Genomic DNA, 18,995 nt, shown 5'->3' with positions numbered 1-18,995 from the left:
TGCATGCAAAGCCAAGGGCTTTTTTTTCATTGCAAAGCTTGATTGGAATAAGCAATTATCGCACACTGCTCCATCCCACATATCATTCTTTTATGATGCTGGGTTAAGCTCCAGGTCATCCTCTTCGTCGCGATTAAACGCTTCACGATCGAATTCTCCTTCGGAGTTCGCTACAAGGAGCGCCGTAACAGTAGTTCCTGTTGCGTTAACAGCTGTACGGCCCATATCGATCAAGGATTCTACAGCTACAACAAGCGCAATACCTTCAAGCGGAAGTCCTACTGCAGTCAAGACAACAGTCGTAGAGATCGACGCCGGACCAGGCACGCCTGCAACACCGATCGAGGAGATGACACTCACGAGAACGATAAGGACATAATCCGTTGCAGAGAGCGAAATGCCATATACTTGAGATACGAATACCGATACGACAGCCGGCCATACGCCGCCGCAGCCGTTAAAGTTCATCGTCGCGCCTAGCGGAGCTACGAAGCTGGCGATTTTTGGAGACACGCGAAGTCGTTTCGTAATGACCTCAAGGTTGATTGGCAGCGTAGCAAAGCTGCTCCGCGTCGTAAAGGCTACCGCTACGGTTGGATAAGCTTTTCTAAAAAATTTCAATGGATTAACCTTCGCAACGAACGATACCAAGCCGCCGAATACGAATATAAAATGAATAATTAGCGCAATATAGCTTACTGCAATAAGCATCGCAAGCGGCTCAAGCGTTTCCCAGCCGTATCTTGCAGCCATAACCGCAATCAACGCGTATACGCCATATGGCGTGAAGCGAAGAACAAATTTAACAACTTGGTGCATAATGACTGTCGCCGATTGAATGAATGCTTTGAACGGCTGCACCGAATCTGGATTTTTCGCTCCAACCTTAACAATGGCAATGGCAATAAATAGGGCAAAAATAAGTATAGGTACTACTTTACCGTCCGCAGCATCGCTAATTGGATTGGATGGCACTTGATCTAAAATAACTTTGAAGAAGCTTGGAACCTCGCGAGCCTCAAAATTCTCAGGCTTTGTTAATTCAAATCCTGCTCCTGGGTTAATGGCCGATGCCACAAGAAGTCCGATAATGGCCGCTACCCCTGTTGTCGCTAAAAACCAGCCGATCGTCTTTACGCTAAGCTTGCGTAAAAACTCAATATTCGTAATGGAGATGATGCTGTTGATAACGAGAACAAACACGAGTGGAATTACGATCATGCGAATTAGATTGATATAAATGGAACCGATTGTGCCTACGCCCTCAGTGTCCAGCTTGAAGTTGTTAAAAATAATACCAGCTACAAGGCCAAGTCCAAGCGCAATTAGCACCCTTGTTCCGAACCCAACCCGTTTCTTGGCCAAGAAGTAAAGTCCCCCAAGCAGCACAGCCGAAACAACCAGCGTAATCCAGTTTGTTTCAAACGCTGTCAATAAATTATTTTCCATTATAAAACAACCGTCCTCTCTGTCTAATCTTATAATTGTACAGCACATATGAACTTTGAAATTAATAATAAATAATTCCGATAAAATTACTGCGCTTTACTTGGAACAATATATCATCGTTAATTAATTCGTGTCAATATCATTTTTTTCAAAACAATCATTGGAATATTCCTATTATTTGAATTACTTCGAGATACTACAATATACTCCGATAAAATTGATCTATTCATTGCTATGGCCAGCACATCAAAAAAAGACGCCCTACCACTCCAGCAATAGCTGGTTGATAGGCGTCTCTATTAATATTTATTAATCTCAAAAAGGCAGGGAACAACAAGCGCATGCTCATTCCAATTCCACTTTTAAGCTTCCACTATTTTATAATTCGGCTTTACGTTATTGAAATCTTTGTTCTCGCCGCTCACCATGAGGCCCATGCCCCAATCGAAATGGGTATTCTCCGTCGGAATATCAGCTGCATCACGGTATTGGAACAAAATATTTCTGCGCGTTCTTTCGCTTCGGTTCACATCCGAGCCATGAATGGTCAAATAGTTGAAGAACAATACATCTCCTGCTTTAGCCGGACATGGTGTTCCTGAGGAGATCGGATGCTCCTTATGATTTAGGTAATGCTTGCCCACATGCGGCAGCGGCCCCTGCAGATGTGAGCCAGGAATGACAGCTAAGCAGCCGTTCTGCTCGTCCGCATCATCAAGATGAACGCTTGCGGCCAGCATAGAATGATCGCGATGCGGAAAGTAAGGGTAATCCTGATGCATCGGGAATGCTGCGCCATTCGCTGGCGGTTTTACAAGCATTTTGGAGTGGTGGAGCTGTACATTGGGGCCGATGATTCCATTCAGCGCTGCTACCATATTCGGATGTATGACGGCACGTGTGAAGGCAGCATCATGGTAATGCACATCATGGAATCCTTTCAGCACAAGCTTCTTAAGCTGCTCAGGCGGCAGGAAATCGCCTTGCCATGCATGGTTTTGTTCGCCTTGGGCAGCTGCCGCTCGCTGGATGATCCGCTCGACTGCCGCTCTCATTTCCAGCACCTCTTGCTCATTAAATACGCCTCTTACAAGCAGGTAACCATTTTCTTTGTAAAATTTCACGTCATCGTTGACGATCATGCTCATTCTCCTTATCCTATAATTAGTTTGAATATGGTTTAATTATAGATAGGATATAGTGATTTCGTATTTGCCTGCCGACGACAACTTTTTGCACAATTACGCCATAGGAGCTGATGTTTCATATGTACAATTGGCCTAAAAGCGAAGTACGACTTAATCGCTACGCTCGCTTGCTGCAGGGCGAGAGCTTAACCATTCATGTCTATTACTGGGGGTCGGTGCAGAATCTAGCCGCAAACGCTGTACATAAGCATTCCTTTTTTGAGGTTTGTTACGTGGCTGGCGGAACGGGGATTTATGAGGAGGGGCAAATCGCTTATCCTTTGCATGAAGGTGTTCTTTTTTGCTCGCGTCCTAATATACGCCATCAAATTCGGAATGTAGACCAATTGGATTTATTGTATGCAGCCTTTGAGCTTGATGAGAAGCTGTCGAAGCCGGATGAATTCGACTTTTATAATCACGCCTTAAACACCGGGCCAATTTGGATGGAGAACCAGCAGCATTCCCCGACTGCGGAAATTTGACGCTCTTTGCTCGTTCCAAGCGACGAATGCTTCGCCGTGCCGATTGCGGTGCTTCAGCAGCTGGCACACGTCTTAATTCTTACGTTTCCTACGATCGTAGGCGGAAAGAACCGCAGCTCAGAAACCATTTTGCCCGCTTCCAATGCAGCTATTCTCATAAGCCGAGCCAAGCTGTATATACGCGATAATCTAGGAGGCGCTCTTACTTTGTCAGAGGTTGCCCGCTATATCAACGTTTCGGAGCGGCATTTGTCCAGGCTGTTCTCCCAAAGCGTGCATGAATCGTTCTCCATGCTCGTTAGACATGAGCGAATACGCGCTGCTGAGCAGCTTCTGTCGCAAACGGCTATTCCAATCAAAACCATTGCTGAGCAATGCGGCTACTCGTCGGTTCATTATTTCTCCAGAGCGTTTGCCGAAGCCAAGGGCATTCCACCGGCCGCTTTCCGGGTGGCTAGCCGCAGCAGCAGCCTCGAATAGCTGGTCATTCCTGCTCACAGATCATGAATCGTGATTTCGCTTCGAACCATAAAGCGGGCATTAATGCCAGCTTGCCCGATGCCTTTTGAAATATAATAGGCTCCGTTCTGATCGGTATGCAGCCCTTTATATATCCCTTTAACGGAAAGCGGGCCTTTGGGCTTTAACGCAAAAAAGAACGGCACGTTCAGCTGCTTGCCATGCAGATGACCGGCCATTAAATAATCGTAGGGACGCTTAATAATAAGCAGCACATTCGGGTCATGCGTGATAACAATAGTTGGCTTGCTTCTGTCGATCCCCTTGAAGGAAGGACGGATGCGGCTGTGATGCGTGCAATCATCATCAATGCCGACAAGCTGAAAATCATCAAGCACAATGTTTTCATTCCGGAGTACGAGAATGCCATGCGCCTCAAACAGATCAAGCAGCCGCTTTAGGCGCGGGAGCTCATAATCATGATTGCCAAGCACCGCATAAACAGGGATGCCGCTTCCCGCAATCACTTTAAGATAATAGCCCACGCGCGGGAGGTAACGTTCTTTGGAGGTATAATCGCCAGTGAGAAATACAAAGTCCGGCTTAGCCGCCTCAATCTCTTCCCGAATGCGCTTCGCGCTTATGCGAAGCCGGTCTACATGCAAATCACTAATTTGCAATATGCGTTTGTTGATACCGATGGAATGGGTGACCTTTTCGACTTTGAGCCACTGAGTTGGGAAGATAAGGAGCAGATATAAGAGAAGCACGAATGCTGCCAATGTTAGTATAATAGCCAAATGCGCCCTCCTGATCGGTCATTCTACTTACTTTAAGTAGTGATATTTTTGCGCTGCAATACTAAGTATATAAAAGATGCTGCTATAAAGCTACTTGGAGCTGATTGCCCAGCAGGCTGCTGAACAGTCCCTTCTTGTCCTCGGAAAGCATGAGGAAATGACCTGCCTGCACGATTTTCCCATTATCCAGTACGATAACCTGATCCGCATTCCGAATGGTTGTCAGCCGGTGGGCAATGACAATGACCGTCATCCTGCCTTTCAACCGCTCGATTGCCTCTTGAATCTTGGCCTCGTTTAAGCTGTCCAGCGCGCTGGTCGCTTCATCGAGAATAAGAATGGACGGCTTTCTTAAAATCGCTCTAGCCAAAACGAGCCTTTGCCGCTCACCGCCTGATAATCGTATGCCACGATCACCGATGACCGTATCCAAGCCTTGCGGGAGCTTGCGAGTAAATTCAGCGGCTGAGGAGAACTCCATCGCTTCCCACATTTGCGCTTCGCTTGCAAGCGGATCAATCATGAGCAAATTATCTCTAATCGTTCCATGAAAGAGAAACGGCTCCTGCGGAACATAGCTGATCGATCTTCTTAGCGACAATAGCTCTGCACCCGATAACGCCTTGCCGTCAATGAGCACTTGACCGAGCTCCGGCTTCATAAGTCCCATCATCAAATCGATCAGCGTGCTTTTGCCAGCGCCTGATTGGCCTACAATCGCGGTCATGCTGCCCGCAGCAATCTGCAAATTAATCGCTTCGAGCGTAAAGTCAGGCTGCTGCTGATCATAACGGAAATAGACCTGCCGGCATTCCAGCTGCTCCTTAAGCTTAAGCGGTGAAATATGCTCTCCGCCCAGCTCATCCACATCCATTAATTCCTTAGCCGCATTGCAATCCTCCTGGAGCTCCATTAACGCTTTGAAGGCCGGCAGCGATGAAGCAACTTGCTCCATATTCGCTTGTATTCCTGTAAAGCGTGGCCAAAGCCGTGAGAAAATAACCATTATAAGCAGCAAATAGCCGCCTTGGTTCTTAAAGAGCATCACTGAACCAAAAACAAAAACAGCGATCATTATAGCTGAAAACAGCTTGTAAAGGAGCTGCGAATTACTTCGCACCTTCGAATTTTCATACCGTTCATGCGCGATCTTCTCGGACCAATCCAGCAGCCAGCGATAGCGGGACGATTCAAGCAAATTGCTTTTTATATCCTTCATGCCGTTAAAGTGATCGGTAATGCCGGATAAATAGCTTTGCGCCAGCTCAGTCGTGGCTGTGCCTATTACTCTGGCTTGCTTAATATATCTTCTTGAGAGGAATGCTACAGCGAGTCCGCAGCATAAGACGAACAAGGTCATTTTGACCGATAAAAATAAAGCTAATCCGATTTGAATGATCGTAAAGGCAACAGAGGCGATCAGCTGCAAAAAAAGAAAGGCTCCGTTTGTGACGCGAGCAAGCTCGCCGGTTAACGAATTAATGAGATCCGTCTTCCTTCTCTTCATAAAAAAGCCCCAATTCACTTGCAGCAGCGCCTTATAAACTTCTAATCGTATTTGATTCACAAAGCCCGTATGGATTCTAATTTCCCTTAAGCTTAAATTGCGTCCAATTATGCCTTGCGCGGCAACAAGCAGAATGAATAGGGCTAAAATAATAAATAGCGCTCTTTCTTTAGGAAGCTCTTGCAGCGTTGATAACAAATGAAGACCGGGGATTGAAGCCAGCGGAATATCTACAATGCCAATTACACCAAGCAGCGGAGCTAATAATAGAATGCCTGCGCCATCCAGAAGACCAACGAGCATCATCAAGGTGAGATTGATATAGAGCACCTTCCCCCCGTAGGCATGCAGCTTTCTTGAGAAATATAATAGATGATTCATCGCTTCATCACTTTCCGTATTTAATAATGGACTACTTTGGCAAAAATGCCGGTTACCGCAAATCGATCCATCTCTTCCGCGCCTGTAACGTACAAGGAGCCGCTTCGCAGCCAGGCGTGCGCAATCAGCTTCCCCGCCTCGTCCTTCGCCGTTCCGAGATATAACGTACTGCTGATGCCTCGTCTCTCCAGCATCTTCATGCCGGCTAGCGCACGAGCCAAGCATTTGCTGTCCCAAGGCGTATGGCTGCTTGCAATTTGAATGGCGTGGCGTATATGGACAAGAGATCGTCTGCGCTCTGCAGAAGTCTCGCTCTCCGTTTCTTTCATATATTGCCCCAGCGTTGGCGCAATCTTCGAGAATGGCTGGTGGATAATTCGAATTCTGGCCCAGCCGAGGAGCAGGGTTGCTTCAATTAATAGTAGGACGGTTTTGAAATCCAAAGAAAGCAAAGCTCTCAATCTCAACATTTTTCCCATAGGCTCACCGCCTATCTATTCATGAATAAGAATAAGCCGCTCTTCTAACAGATGGGTAAGAAAGGACAGCACCTGCTCCTCGCACATTTCCTTCTCCACATCAAATTGCTGAAGGAGCCCCTCTATCACCTGCGATATCGTAACAGGCTGCTTAATCAAATCCCAAATCTGGCTTCCCATAACGCCAAGATTATAGTATTTTCCATTCTCAATGCTCAAGATGACCTTCTCTCCGCCCATATCGCTTACAATATTGTTATGATCTTGAACGACGAGTTGTTCCATCAATAAAGCTTGAATCGTAATGGCTTGGCTTTTTGTCATAGGTTATTCCTCCGATTGTATCGTTTTTAATATGAGCTCTACGAGCTGTGGTGCCGTAAAGCCTGCAGCTGGTCTTTCTAAACGATAGACTGGCAGTTGAGAAGCGAGCGAGGCTGAATGTGTAAAATGCCACCGCGTAAGTCCCATCCGTTGCACCAAAAACTGCCGATAGGTATGCTGGAACAAAATATCCAGACGCTCTAGCTTCTGAATAGGATGAATGCCAACCTCATCTGCATCCGATTCCGATTTCACAAGCTCGAACACGCCTCCCAGCGGCATAGGGCTGCTGCAGAAGTCTGCCTCAACCGGGATACAATATTTATTTTCCCTGCCGTAAATGGCACGAAGCTCCTCATTATTTACGCCGAAGGCGTCTAGGCTTTGCTGCCAAAGCTTCTGCTGGGGGTATGCCGGTATTACGAGCGGAGCTTGTTCCGAAGAGAAAGGTGACACCGCAATAACATCATCGCTAAGCAGAGGGTAGCCGCGGTTTATGAGCGCCGACGCTAACGTTGATTTCCCCGCGCCTGAATGGCCTACAAATGCATAAGCTTTGCCATTAATCGCGATAGCACTCCCATGCAAAGGATAAATGCCGCGCTGCAGAAGTACTGCACCTATACAGGTGCCAAGCACGTATAACCGGTTCAGATCCTCATCGGCTCCCTCAGCAGGAGAAATGGTGATCCGATTGCCATCTTCTATCCGAAATAACGCTGCTTCCGGCATATATACCGTAACGTTGCGTTCCTCCACCACAAAGTCGTAAGGCTCGAGTAGAACGATATCTTTCAAACAGCTATCGATAATAATCTCCAAATCGAAATGCTCAACGATTTTGTTGATTGGGGTTAGCTCAGGCAATGGCAGCTCGCTTTCAATCGCAAGCCCAAATGCGCTGTATGCCATTTTCGTCTTCGTTGCCGCCAATGTCCTCACTCCATTAATCTGTTGATAAAAGCTAGAAAGCCCTTATACACCTTATGTATAAGGGCTTCCTTCACCAATCGAATCCATAATGCCTTAGCTAGTAAAACGCGGCTTTTCAGAATTTTGGCCAGGTACGTAAGCCTCGTCTGTGAATGGACCATTTGTCGTGGAAGCCGCAGTCATATGTACATGAAGGACCTCTAGCTCAGGTTTATTCCATTGTTTTTTCGTTTGCATATCTTGTCACCTCCCTTCAATCGAATTTTTTCAAAAAGCGAAATACGATAAGGCTGCGCATTAATAATCTATAATTCGGATCAACCGCATGCCTCGGCTGTGCGCCTTCCTCAAGCCTCGACAATGCCGATCGGATTACCTTGCCATCAACAAACTCCATAAATAAGCGATCTTCGCTCATTTGCCGCAGCTCATCCTTAAAGGCTTGCCATCTGGGAAGCATGCGATGAACCCAATCTGCTCCTTGTACTCCATGCGTGCGCTGATTAAGCCTCACCTGATCAGGCAGCAGCTTATCGGTAGCACGCCTGATTAGAGCGCGATCCATCCCATTCTGGACGTACTGGCTCTCCGGCAGAGACAAGCAAAACCGAATGACCCTTGCATCATTTGTCGGGTCGCGCTTCCAGAGACCATGTCTAAGCGACAGCTTCGTTGAGAGCGTATTGCCTGCGTTCCAGTGAAATACTTCATCGAAATGGATTTTTCTTTCCTCGTACACATCCTTGGCCGCAAACCATCCGGATTGATCGATGCCATGCTCGCCAAGCCGATTAAATACATCGGTCCTCCTCGCAAATTCGGGATTGATCACCATTGGATAATGGTACGTATCCTGGGAAGGCCGCAGCTGTTCAATAAGCGGAAATGCCGCTCGGCTGACGTTAGAGAATACATGCGCTCGGCCAGAGCCGATATTAAGGCTGTACTGACGCATTTCCCGCAGCAGCCTGATCCATTTCATTTTTTTGAGCAGCGTTGCGTAATAAGGAATGGCCGATCCCCATGAGATCGATAAATTGCCTCTGCCTCCATTTAGAAGCACGCCTACTCCCTGCTTCTCTGCCTGCTCGAACATGCCTCTCATCCAGAAGGAATTCTCAAAAAACTTATAAGGCATTTCCATAATATTTAGAAATCCGTCGATCTCGGAGTAGGAATCTCTCCCTTGGAAATCGAGGTAGTGATCCTCAATCCCTCCGACATGCTCGACAGTTGATTCAATAAGCGGCCTTTCATTCGGCATCATATATTCGGCTGTGTAATCGATAAAATCGGATGTCGGAACATAGCTGAACGTATGCAGCCTTTTATCTTGCTTGCGCAGCGCCCTTGAAGCGAAGCTTACGATCGAGCCGGAATCCAGTCCGCCGCTGAGTTGTGCGCCTACTTGGCGATGCGTCCTCAGCCTTGACGTAACGGCTTGCTCGAACACCTCTTGGAACGCCTCTACATATTGATCATCCGTTTTGAATCGAACGCGCTCACAAGGTCTAAACTGATAATATCTTGCTAGGACTATCCGCTCATCCTTGATCGTAATACTATGAGAAGGCGGAAGCTGCTCGATATTGCGGTAGACTGTTGTGGAAGCATCTGCCGCGTCTACCATGCCCACGATAGCTAGAAACTCGGCTAGCCAATCTTCATTCAGCAAGTGCTCCGTTCCAGACAGCGCAAGCAGCGGCTCAATCGTTGTGCAAAAGGCGAACCGTTCCGCATTCCTGTGATAATACAAGGTGCGGCCGCCCGAGAAATCTCTAGCGCCAAACAGCTTGTGATTGCGGCGATCCCAAATCATAAATGCAAAGTCGCCAGCCAAGTATGCAGGCGCATGTTCGCCCCATTTGTCGTAAGCAAGCAAAATCAGCTCGCTATCCGACATCCGGCTCCGTCGATGCTGTTCTACCTGCAGCAGGCCAAACAGCTCTCCCCGATTGTCAATGATCGCATCCGCGGTTATGACCAGCCCTCTTTCGGAATCAACATATGGATTGCGCTCGCCCACCGACTCAGGAGTAATCCACTGGTTATGGCAGCCTAGAAATATATGATCCTCATGCCAGGCCTGAGCCGAATCGCAAGGATACTGAGATAAAGCTTCCATTAAGGAGCCGCCTTGCCTCCATGCATGACTTCCTTGATCAGTTAGAAAAATGGCTGCGATGGCGCTCATCGATTCCTCCGGCTAGATATCAAAATTGTTCGATATGAAGAACGATTTTCGAAAATCATTTGTTGAATTTAAAGTTCTTAATAGAGAACATAACTGCATATTACACCTGATATTTACCTTTGTCAACCAATATTTCAACGATATATTGCAAATAATCGCAAGGTTTTGTTCTCTATTGAAAACAACTTGTCGATTTATCGCTTCGCCATCATTTTACGTCCAACACTACTTGTTATAGAACTAAATCAAGCTGTTATTCAACCAAAAATATCCACTTATTCATGATAATAAGTGGATACTATAATAGGAAATAAAAAAATAAATCATGTTAAAGGTTACTAGCTATCGCTACTAACATTTTTTCGTTATAATAGTAATTGTCTACAACGATGTGATAACGGAGGAGTTTCTTATGATCGGAGAACGTATTCAGATGCTGCGCAAGAGAAAAGGCCTTTCCCTAACAGAGTTATCTCAACGGGCGGGCGTCGCAAAATCTTACTTAAGCTCCATTGAACGAGGGCTCCAGCAAAATCCTTCGATTCAATTTCTTGAAAAGGTAGGCGCGGTTTTAAACGTAACCGTTGAAGAATTTCTCAATAACAACGAAAAAACGGATCGCACCCCCGATCACCTTGACAATGAATGGGCTGACTTAGTTAGAGAGGCAATGGCCTCTGGCGTAAGCAAGGATCAGTTTAAAGAGTTTCTAGAATTTAATAAATGGAAAATTAAGCGCGAATAGCGCTTTTTCCGCTTTTATACAGCTGTTTCCTGAATATCATCCTTCTTGCTTTCCTCTAGGGCTAGCAGCACCTTCCTCACATCTTCCTTACTGAACCCCAAAGAACGTGCATTCATGATTAATGCTACCCACTCCATATCCAAGTCCTGATTGTCATCGGAATTTATAAGTACCATTTTCCCATGTCCCCCATTCATTTTGGGACGGTTGCACCACTGACTCCATGCGTTTAAGGTGCCCAGATACTAAACGCATTTCAACGTCTCCCTATGCTTGTCATTCACTTATATCTGTATTATAAATCACCAATTATGCGCATGCTGTCGCTTCATGTCTTACTAAAATGATAGATAAATACATTTTTTGTCGAATGTTTTCAAGCAATGTAAAATGACATAGAATTTATGTACTATACTCCGCTAGGTTTGATCAGCTAGGTTTGATCAGCTAGCTTTGAAAATGGCAATTTTCCCTATTGCGCCGCTTCTATGTACGAAGCCGCTGCCAGCTCAGACATCAAATAAGGCTCTACTTCAAAACCGTTCGGATTCGCATATTGCCACCGCCACGAGTCTCTGCACATCTCTTCAATGCCGCGAATAGCAGCCCAATCCAGTTCCTCGTTTGCCTTATGCGTATCCGCATAGCAAATCGCAATATCGCCTGGTCTGCGGTCTACAATTGTATACGGAATGCTGCGCCCGGATACCTTCTCGAATGCAGCAATCATCTCCAGCACGCTATAGCCGCGGCCGGTGCCAAGATTGAAAATATCTACGCCTGATTTAGTCATCATTTTTTTCAGTGCCTGCACATGTCCCAGCGCCAAATCGACGACATGGATATAATCCCTTACGCCAGTGCCGTCTACAGTAGGATAATCACTTCCAAAAACGTTCACTTGCGCAAGCTTCCCAACTGCTACCTGCGTGATGTAAGGCATCAGATTGTTTGGAGTGCCATTCGGATTCTCACCAATCCTTCCGCTAATGTGGGCGCCCACCGGATTAAAGTACCGCAGGATCGAAATGCCCCATTCCTCATTCGACACTGCTAAATCTTGTAAAATTTGCTCCAGCATAAGCTTTGTTCTGCCGTAAGGATTAGTCGCACCTAGCGGCGAGGCTTCTGCAATAGGAACCTGCTCCGGCAAGCCGTATACCGTTGCAGAGGAGCTAAATACTAGTTTATGCACCCCGAATTTTTTCATAACCTCACATAGTATTAAAGTGCTTGTAATATTCGTATGGTAATAGGACAATGGCAATTGAACCGATTCGCCAACAGCCTTAAGACCTGCAAAGTGAATGACCGCTTCTATCGAATGCCTGGCGAATACACCCTCCAGCCCGCCGCGATCCATGAGGTCCATTTTGTAAAACGTGAACGTTTTGTTCGTTATTTCTGCGACTCTGTTTAATGAGATGTGGCTGCTGTTGGACAGATTATCGACGATAACGACCTCATATCCCGCTTCAAGAAGCTCTATGCATGTATGACTTCCGATATAACCTGCACCGCCAGTAATTAAAATCGCCATTTCATTATCTCCTCCAAATATTCATTATAAGGAACATATAATTCTTAATTAAGAACATGCTATCAAATAAATTCCCTGCAAGACGAACAAACTGCAGGGAAGTATTTTCTTCTTCAGCTTCTAGAATTAGGCGCTCCCTAAATCCGTATTATCCTCTAACCGGATATATGGTGCCGTTCCGGTTACGGTTACTCCTCTAAATACAGACTTCGCGACGATTGCCGATTGATTATGACGCAGCCAGTTGAAGTTGAGTTTACTATTTTCAAAGTAGGAGCTCGAGATAATTGCCTTTTTCGTATTGTCAGCTTTTCCAACAGAGGCATTTATAAAGGTAGATCCCGTTACAAGTGAATTCCCGTCCATTACGATTCCTAGATTTTGAAACAGCCCGTTGCGCATAGTAACCTGCCTCGTATACTTCGCATCGTTTGAGCCAAGCTGAATATCGGTATTGCCCAAAAGCGGAGTCTTAGCCCGTATAAACTCACTATTGCTAACATGACTGCCTTCAAATCTAGCGGAGCCTTCAATGAGCGTCAATCCATTTACAATGGTCGGGCGGCCCGCATAATCTTGTGGAACCAATATCGACAGATCGTAGTTTTTTACCGTTATATTTTCTAATACAGCACCTGCAGCGAGCAGATTAAAGTTCGGGGCGAGCGTGTTATTCGGGCGCCAATCCCGCTCTACCGTTATATCTGCCAAATAGCATCTTCCGTAATTATATCGGCTGACATTAAATCCTGGTGTCCCTGCATCTGCAATGATTGCCGGCGCGCCTCCCAGCGTCTCGGAAACCTGAAAGCCGAGTGAAGTAACGTTTACGGTGTAATACATCTTATCGACGCTGATTCCAGTCGGAACCTTACCGATCCATTGCTCAAACGATACTTGTGCTCCATTGCCCACGCCATGCGCCGTTTTAAACGTGAAGGTGCCAGCAGCAACATTTACGGCAGGCGATCCAAAATAGCCATATATGCTTGAGCCATATACCGAGCCATCCTTGACCTGACAATCCCGAACGACTGCTCCCCTTACATCAAGCAGCTTTAAATTCCCATTTCGAATAACGGCCCCGTTCACGAAGTTATCGCCTTGTACCCATAGCTCGCATCCATGAAATGAATTATTAACATATTTGACATTCGGAAAATTCGGATTCGAGCTCACTCCGCCAATGTTAGAGCCTTCAAAGGTATTTCCGTCCAATAAGACATTGGTGCCGTCTGCATTAACGAAATGGCCGCGCACGTTATTATAAATATAATTATCTTCAATATGAATGCGGTAGTTCAGCTCCAGCCCGTTAGGACGATCCGCTCTTTTGTACGGAATATTGGTCTCACTATACATGGATTCGATATCGATGCCGAACATAGGCGGCGTACCGTTTCTAAAATTCGTCGTGACTCCGTCGTCGGCATACCCGATATGATGAATTTTATTTCTGAAAATATGGGTATCGTTTGACGCGCAGATGGAAATGCCTTGTCTTCTGCAATGATGGATATGACAATCATGAATAAGAACATTTTGACCCATTTGGTCCTGTGTATATAAGGCGGGATCAAGCAAATACTTCTCATAACCGGTTAAAATTCCATCTCCTGTACAATCCGAAATTTCCATTTGTCCGATTTCGATTTGATTGGAACCAAACGATCCAATTCCATAACCGCTTTCATGCGTATAAAATGAACTATCTACCTTGGCCCGAATATCAGCAATTTGACTATCGGTTAAAGGCGATGTTAGCTGTATAGCAAATATCATTTTATTGTTTTTACTCAAATCCTTATTTTCATTAAGGAACCATCCTCTTCCACCTGCGCCGGCAGGTGCAAAAACGCCGTTCGTCCGAGATCCAACTAGCGCAGCATTTGAAATAGTATCTTTATATTGATAGAATTGATAGCCAGCTGCACCCACCCCCGGAATGCTCCATAGTCTGAAGCTTGCAAGAAGACCTGGGTTTGCATAACGATCAATGACCTCGCTGCGTATCCAGTTCGGGTTATTATTCAGCGTACCGTCAGCATTTACGCCGCCTCTGACAAACTTCACCGCAATCTCGTATATATGCTCCTTTTTGTCGCCTACCAGCTTGCCTCCTGATACTTTTGCATTATTGATCCCTCTCATTTCAATAATGGTGTAATTCGGGGAGGAATTACCCTCCAGCTTAATGACGCAGCCCTGCTCCAGCTCCAAATGAATGCCGCTCTTCATGTTGATAGCTACGAGAGAACTTGGATCGAGTCCGACCGTATAGCTCCCCGCTGGTAGTATGACATGGATAAAGCCTTCAGATTTTGCCCAATCGATAGCATCATTAATTCCTTTGGTCGTCTCTGCTGCATTCATGCCCGTGTTGCTAATATTGAATCGAGCTAGTTCTATTCGGTAAGACCCATGTAGATTCATAGCCTTCACCATCCTTTTACTTCATCGTATGTAGCTTGTCAGTAAAAGGTTACTCGTTGCGGCCAGCCTCCAGTCTATGACGGCGTTTCATAGTCTTCCTTAGGATTGTTCCTGCGCTTGGCAGTTTGTTTAATAGATTTAGCACAATTCCTAGCAAATATTTGAATTGCTCCGTTCGATGGAAAACCAAAATATATATCCCATTTACGAGTACGAGACAAATGATGCCTTTAAGTGAAAGCCATAATAAATGGGTTGAAGGCAGGAACTGATTAACAGCGGCCACAACACTACAAGCGATAATTCCAAGAGCGGTGTATAGGATGTAAGCCGTATAATAATGCCTTAAAGGCTGATGAAACACTTTACGATACACAAGCAGCGGCGTATACCAGAAAGGAACCGCTAATGCGCTAACTAATGTGCCAATGAATATACCGGCTATTCCCATATAATGGACAAGAAGCAGTGATATTCCGATATTGACGACAGCTTGGAATAACGGCGCATAACGATCCTCATGAAAGATCCCGGCTGTTGTTTTTACCGCGCTTAATGAATTTCGCATTCCTCTTTCATAGAAGGATAGAACCAGCACCAGTAGCACGGCATTGGTCATCATATATGCTGGGCCAATCCAAATCGTTATGAGCGGCTCAATCAATAAATAAAGGCCAATGGAGAGAAGCGAATATAACCAAAAGTTCATCAGGTAAGTCACTTTGAATATTCGATAAACGGCATCGGAGCTTTCCTTGGCCACCAAATTTCCTAAGCTGTGATACATGTTCGAGAACACCTGGTTCAGCAGCGTTCGGCATATATCGATCAGCATTTTGTAATTGGAATAGAGGCCGACGGCCGTGATGCTTACAAATGAAGAGATAAGGATGCTGTCCACACCAAAAATAAAGTAATTGCCGACATTTTGAAGAATGATCGCTTTCATATTTTTAATAAAATTGGCTTTGGTTTCGGGGTCCAGCTTGGCTTTAACCTTCTGCTTTAAGTATGGATACAGCTTATCTACTATTAAGACTAAAATAATGGATGTTAGGATGGAGAGTGCGCTTTCTACCACAAGATATAATATATAATTTTCTGTGTAATATAAAATCGCAATTTTCATGCAGGTCGAGACGATGGCCGATATGGAAAATACGGCGGTTACGATGTAATTTTTCTGGTTTACATTCAAAAAGGAATGCTTGTAAACAAACAAATAAGGAGCCGCTGTATTAGTAAGAAAAAGCATATAAATCAAATTAAGATTTTCTACACTCGTTTCCTTAATGAAGAAATGCAAGAAAGGCATAAGCGCTAAGCCGAGAAGAAGCACGACTCCAGCTATAACGAGATAAGCTTTTTTGTACAGCTCCATTAAAGCAAATATTTTAGGACGATCATTATCAGCGACAGGCTTATAGAGGTTATAAATGATGCTGGAGCCAATTCCGGCCTCTGCTAGCGTAAGCATGGCTAGAATGCTGGTGAATAGCCCATTAATACCTAAATACTCCATACCTAAGCTATTGATAAATACGGTCCTCGATACGAAGCTTAAAATGGTAATGACGAGCTGATTCCCTAGTCCGACAGTAATATTCAATAGTGAACTTTTTACCCTCATGCGAATCCCCTATCTGACAAATCCCATTGTTCCAAGCAGATCTTTGGACATCGTATTACCTTCCTAATACCTTCGAATGATTGGCAATACGAATACAGAACCCCTGTGTAAAAGGAAGAATATTAAATAACATGGAATATACGCCTATATCCTTGGTATCCCCTTGTGAGAAATCGACTGCACCGTTTCTTCTGGTCACCTTCATGAGATATTGGACCGCACGGTCCGCCCCTTCGGCGCATTCTTCAGCCAGCTCCTCGATCTGGGAGGCTTGCAGCAAAAACCAGCCTAACGTAGCTGTTGTAGAAGAATCCGCTCTTGTCTCATTTCGAGTTACCGTCCAGTTCCAATTGCCTTCAGGCCTTTGAAAATTTAGAATCGCTCGCGCGAATTTTTTCATAAAGCGCTCCAGCTTCGGCTTCGATTCATGCGAATCCGGCAGTTCGCGCCAAGCATCGCTAAGCCCGATTGCCAGCCAGCCCAGCCCTCGCCCCCAGCCGAATAAGCCTAACGGCAAAGTATTCTCCATGTGATAAGCATGGCTTGGTATGCAATGGTCACCTAACATGCCGTGCTTCTCATATTGCTCCAGCTGCTTGACAGCTAACTGCACGCATTCCGGCTTGTTATACTTTAATCCATAAGCAACGAGGAATGGACATATAAAGCCAATCGTATCGACATAGCGGTAATTTTTCATAAATTTGCGATACTGAACCGTTCCGTCCTCTCCAATATGCGCCTGAATGAGCGCCCATGTGCTGTCGAGGGCCGGCTTATATTTCTCGATGTCTATCCCTTCCAGCTTCATCACGCCGTAGGCAAGTATGCCGGAATCAATATAAGCAGGCTGCTCTCTCCATTGACCATTTGCATCAAATTTTGTATGGAGAAACCGTTCGATCTTGCTTGTCATTCCTTTATCCGAACCGTTCTTCAAACACTCGCTCAGTCCGAGTAAAAGGGAAGCCTCCTGCCAATGCTGAATCACGCTTTTCGAATAATTGCCTTTCAGCATGTCGATGGCTACCAATCTCACATTATCCGTTACTTTAACTTTGGGTGTATGATTAAGCCAATTAGCGCCGATATGCGTAATGGATTGATTCCATTCTTGTTTGTTTCTGTATCTTCCGATGTGAATTCTACTCACCCAATCTCTGCTGATCGGCATAATATCAATACAAATAATAATAACGGTTATCGCCAAAAAAATAGCTGCTGCAATCTCTAACAACGTATTCACTCCTTCATAAACCTTTAGATCAATGCATACAGCTTTTCAATTTCCATCTCGGTTCCATAGTGTTCCTTGGAGAGCTGTCTCACCAAAGAATCTCTCAGCTTCTCGTCATCGATCAACAGCTTTATTCCGTCAGCTAGTGCTTCTGCGTTCATGTCAACGATTAATCCGTTTTGGTTATGTACGATTTGATCCTTTGCCGTACTGAAATTCGTAACGATAATCGGTTTATTCAAAATCTTCGCTTCATCAATAGCGATGGATTTCCCCTCAAAGCGCGAGGATTGAACATAAAGATCCGCCTCTTTCATATAGGGGTATGGATTTTCCTTGATTCCCAACAAGTGAAAGTGACTAGCGAGCTGATGCTGCACAATGAGCTGCTCCAGCTTACTCCGATCTTCCCCTTCGCCTATGACATACCATTTCACGTTATACCCTTTATCCACCAAAACCTTGCAAGCCTCTATAGCCATCTCAAAGCCTTTCTGATAATTCAAACGCCCGATAGAAACGATTTTAATCCCATTAATCGGTGCAAAATCCGTATCCTCTTCTGACATATCATGAATCATGGCAGGCGAAACAATGTTGTGGATAACTTTTACCTTTCCACTATGCTGTGGGAACCTTTGTATTAATACTTCTCCGCAGCCGTCCGAGACTGTGACGAGATGATCCAGCTGCGCAAAGTAAGGAGCATCCAAATATGGATCCATCCGCAGCTTGTCGTAATCATTGTGGATAAACCCGATTTTTTTGGCTGCGTTTGCCTTCTCGATGCTGAAATAGACCGGATTTTTCTCCAGAAACCCAATTGCCGCATCATATCTTTTATGAAGCACCGGCAACGTTTTAGATAAATATTTCCACACTCTTTGCTCGCATCTTGCTGGATTCTTTTCTGTAAAAAAGATGTATCCCGCTCTCAGCCTTGCCAAGGCTAAGTCGATTTTCCCCTTTTTTAAGCAATCCATAATCGCCAATTTCATAGACATATCGAAATAGCGGTAATGAACGGGCTCTTCCAGCAGGTTTACAGCGCTCGGAACTTTGCTCAAAAAAATCCCTTCGTGCTTGAACAAATAGAGATCCACTTCAAATCTAGCGTAATCGATCGTTTGCAATAGCGAGAGAAGCGACTTCTCGGCACCACCGCAGTTTAGATTATTCATGACAAACAGCAGTTTCATTTTCAAGGCATTT

At 45.2% G+C, this 18,995-nt stretch carries 18 protein-coding genes and 1 riboswitch; of the genes, 3 read left to right on the top strand and 15 right to left on the bottom strand.

Translation table 11 applies throughout. The annotated features are described in order from the left end of the window. Positions 1–90: 90 nt before the first annotated feature. Complete coding sequence (locus AC2TDN_RS16040) at positions 91–1,449, bottom strand: dicarboxylate/amino acid:cation symporter (protein WP_482066351.1); 1,359 nt, start codon at positions 1,447–1,449, stop codon at positions 91–93. A 362-nt stretch (positions 1,450–1,811) separates the two neighbouring features. Then, a complete protein-coding gene (locus tag AC2TDN_RS16035) occupies positions 1,812–2,591 on the bottom strand; it encodes a phytanoyl-CoA dioxygenase family protein (protein ID WP_482066350.1) in 780 nt (259 codons plus the stop codon). Between the two features lie 125 nt (positions 2,592–2,716). On the opposite strand from AC2TDN_RS16035, the gene AC2TDN_RS16030 reads away from it, so the two are divergent. Beyond that, on the top strand, positions 2,717–3,121 hold the full coding sequence (locus AC2TDN_RS16030) for a cupin domain-containing protein (protein ID WP_484688861.1): 405 nt from the start codon (positions 2,717–2,719) through the stop codon (positions 3,119–3,121). A gap of 6 nt (positions 3,122–3,127) precedes the next feature. Further along, positions 3,128–3,601: a helix-turn-helix transcriptional regulator gene (locus AC2TDN_RS16025; RefSeq protein ID WP_484688859.1), complete on the top strand. Its 474-nt coding sequence runs from the start codon at positions 3,128–3,130 to the stop codon at positions 3,599–3,601. Positions 3,602–3,615: 14 nt separating this feature from the next. Here the strand turns inward: AC2TDN_RS16025 and AC2TDN_RS16020 are convergent, their stop codons facing one another. From AC2TDN_RS16020 to AC2TDN_RS15990, 7 genes are all read right to left on the bottom strand, one after another. After that, entirely contained in the window at positions 3,616–4,380 is a 765-nt protein-coding gene (locus AC2TDN_RS16020) for a metallophosphoesterase (RefSeq protein ID WP_482066348.1), read from the bottom strand. A gap of 82 nt (positions 4,381–4,462) precedes the next feature. Then, on the bottom strand, positions 4,463–6,268 hold the full coding sequence (locus AC2TDN_RS16015) for an ABC transporter ATP-binding protein (protein WP_484688856.1): 1,806 nt from the start codon (positions 6,266–6,268) through the stop codon (positions 4,463–4,465). Between the two features lie 20 nt (positions 6,269–6,288). Continuing rightward, entirely contained in the window at positions 6,289–6,747 is a 459-nt protein-coding gene (locus AC2TDN_RS16010) for a lasso peptide biosynthesis B2 protein (RefSeq protein WP_484688854.1), read from the bottom strand. Positions 6,748–6,762: 15 nt separating this feature from the next. Continuing rightward, positions 6,763–7,071, bottom strand: coding sequence for a lasso peptide biosynthesis PqqD family chaperone (locus tag AC2TDN_RS16005; protein ID WP_484688852.1), 309 nt, complete (start codon positions 7,069–7,071; stop codon positions 6,763–6,765). A 3-nt stretch (positions 7,072–7,074) separates the two neighbouring features. Beyond that, a complete protein-coding gene (locus tag AC2TDN_RS16000) occupies positions 7,075–8,004 on the bottom strand; it encodes an aldolase (RefSeq protein ID WP_484688850.1) in 930 nt (309 codons plus the stop codon). Positions 8,005–8,097: 93 nt separating this feature from the next. After that, positions 8,098–8,241, bottom strand: a complete 144-nt coding sequence (locus AC2TDN_RS15995; RefSeq protein WP_482066343.1) for a paeninodin family lasso peptide — start codon at positions 8,239–8,241, stop codon at positions 8,098–8,100. Between the two features lie 16 nt (positions 8,242–8,257). Continuing rightward, the gene (locus AC2TDN_RS15990) at positions 8,258–10,198 is read right to left on the bottom strand and encodes a lasso peptide isopeptide bond-forming cyclase (RefSeq protein ID WP_484688848.1); all 1,941 of its coding nucleotides are present in this window, start codon (positions 10,196–10,198) and stop codon (positions 8,258–8,260) included. 412 nt (positions 10,199–10,610) lie between these two features. Between AC2TDN_RS15990 and AC2TDN_RS15985 the strand changes: the two genes are divergently transcribed. After that, positions 10,611–10,943: a helix-turn-helix domain-containing protein gene (locus tag AC2TDN_RS15985; protein WP_482066341.1), complete on the top strand. Its 333-nt coding sequence runs from the start codon at positions 10,611–10,613 to the stop codon at positions 10,941–10,943. A gap of 14 nt (positions 10,944–10,957) precedes the next feature. Here the strand turns inward: AC2TDN_RS15985 and AC2TDN_RS15980 are convergent, their stop codons facing one another. The 6 genes from AC2TDN_RS15980 to AC2TDN_RS15955 form a co-directional block, all read right to left on the bottom strand. After that, positions 10,958–11,119 carry an anti-repressor SinI family protein gene (locus AC2TDN_RS15980; RefSeq protein ID WP_484688845.1) on the bottom strand — a complete coding sequence of 54 codons (162 nt, stop codon included), beginning with the start codon at positions 11,117–11,119 and terminating at the stop codon, positions 10,958–10,960. Between the two features lie 16 nt (positions 11,120–11,135). Further along, a riboswitch (cyclic di-GMP riboswitch) is annotated at positions 11,136–11,217 on the bottom strand. Between the two features lie 198 nt (positions 11,218–11,415). Beyond that, positions 11,416–12,483 carry a UDP-glucose 4-epimerase GalE gene (gene galE / locus AC2TDN_RS15975; protein WP_482066339.1) on the bottom strand — a complete coding sequence of 356 codons (1,068 nt, stop codon included), beginning with the start codon at positions 12,481–12,483 and terminating at the stop codon, positions 11,416–11,418. A gap of 126 nt (positions 12,484–12,609) precedes the next feature. Then, on the bottom strand, positions 12,610–14,916 hold the full coding sequence (locus AC2TDN_RS15970; RefSeq protein ID WP_484688841.1) for a right-handed parallel beta-helix repeat-containing protein: 2,307 nt from the start codon (positions 14,914–14,916) through the stop codon (positions 12,610–12,612). A gap of 49 nt (positions 14,917–14,965) precedes the next feature. Next, entirely contained in the window at positions 14,966–16,546 is a 1,581-nt protein-coding gene (locus AC2TDN_RS15965) for a lipopolysaccharide biosynthesis protein (RefSeq protein ID WP_484688838.1), read from the bottom strand. Positions 16,547–16,601: 55 nt separating this feature from the next. Further along, positions 16,602–17,783 (bottom strand): glycoside hydrolase family 88 protein, encoded by a 1,182-nt coding sequence (locus AC2TDN_RS15960; protein ID WP_484688835.1) that lies wholly within the window; start codon positions 17,781–17,783, stop codon positions 16,602–16,604. Between the two features lie 23 nt (positions 17,784–17,806). Next, complete coding sequence (locus tag AC2TDN_RS15955) at positions 17,807–18,988, bottom strand: glycosyltransferase (RefSeq protein ID WP_484688833.1); 1,182 nt, start codon at positions 18,986–18,988, stop codon at positions 17,807–17,809. Between the last annotated feature and the right edge of the window lie 7 nt (positions 18,989–18,995).

It is taken from the genome of Paenibacillus sp. Y660 (genome assembly GCF_057221575.1).
This window is presented reverse-complemented; position numbering and strand designations above follow the sequence as displayed.

Excerpts from the sequence above, each read along its gene's own strand:
- AC2TDN_RS16040 (WP_482066351.1), bottom strand. The coding sequence starts at position 1,449 with ATGGAAAATAATTTATTGACAGCGTTTGAAACAAACTGGATTACGCTG.
- AC2TDN_RS16035 (WP_482066350.1), bottom strand. The coding sequence starts at position 2,591 with ATGATCGTCAACGATGACGTGAAATTTTACAAAGAAAATGGTTACCTG.
- AC2TDN_RS16030 (WP_484688861.1), top strand. The coding sequence starts at position 2,717 with ATGTACAATTGGCCTAAAAGCGAAGTACGACTTAATCGCTACGCTCGC.
- AC2TDN_RS16015 (WP_484688856.1), bottom strand. The coding sequence starts at position 6,268 with ATGAATCATCTATTATATTTCTCAAGAAAGCTGCATGCCTACGGGGGG.
- AC2TDN_RS16010 (WP_484688854.1), bottom strand. The coding sequence starts at position 6,747 with ATGGGAAAAATGTTGAGATTGAGAGCTTTGCTTTCTTTGGATTTCAAA.
- AC2TDN_RS16005 (WP_484688852.1), bottom strand. The coding sequence starts at position 7,071 with ATGACAAAAAGCCAAGCCATTACGATTCAAGCTTTATTGATGGAACAA.
- AC2TDN_RS15995 (WP_482066343.1), bottom strand. The coding sequence starts at position 8,241 with ATGCAAACGAAAAAACAATGGAATAAACCTGAGCTAGAGGTCCTTCAT.
- AC2TDN_RS15990 (WP_484688848.1), bottom strand. The coding sequence starts at position 10,198 with ATGAGCGCCATCGCAGCCATTTTTCTAACTGATCAAGGAAGTCATGCA.
- AC2TDN_RS15985 (WP_482066341.1), top strand. The coding sequence starts at position 10,611 with ATGATCGGAGAACGTATTCAGATGCTGCGCAAGAGAAAAGGCCTTTCC.
- AC2TDN_RS15980 (WP_484688845.1), bottom strand. The coding sequence starts at position 11,119 with ATGGTACTTATAAATTCCGATGACAATCAGGACTTGGATATGGAGTGG.
- galE (WP_482066339.1), bottom strand. The coding sequence starts at position 12,483 with ATGGCGATTTTAATTACTGGCGGTGCAGGTTATATCGGAAGTCATACA.
- AC2TDN_RS15970 (WP_484688841.1), bottom strand. The coding sequence starts at position 14,916 with ATGAATCTACATGGGTCTTACCGAATAGAACTAGCTCGATTCAATATT.
- AC2TDN_RS15965 (WP_484688838.1), bottom strand. The coding sequence starts at position 16,546 with ATGAGGGTAAAAAGTTCACTATTGAATATTACTGTCGGACTAGGGAAT.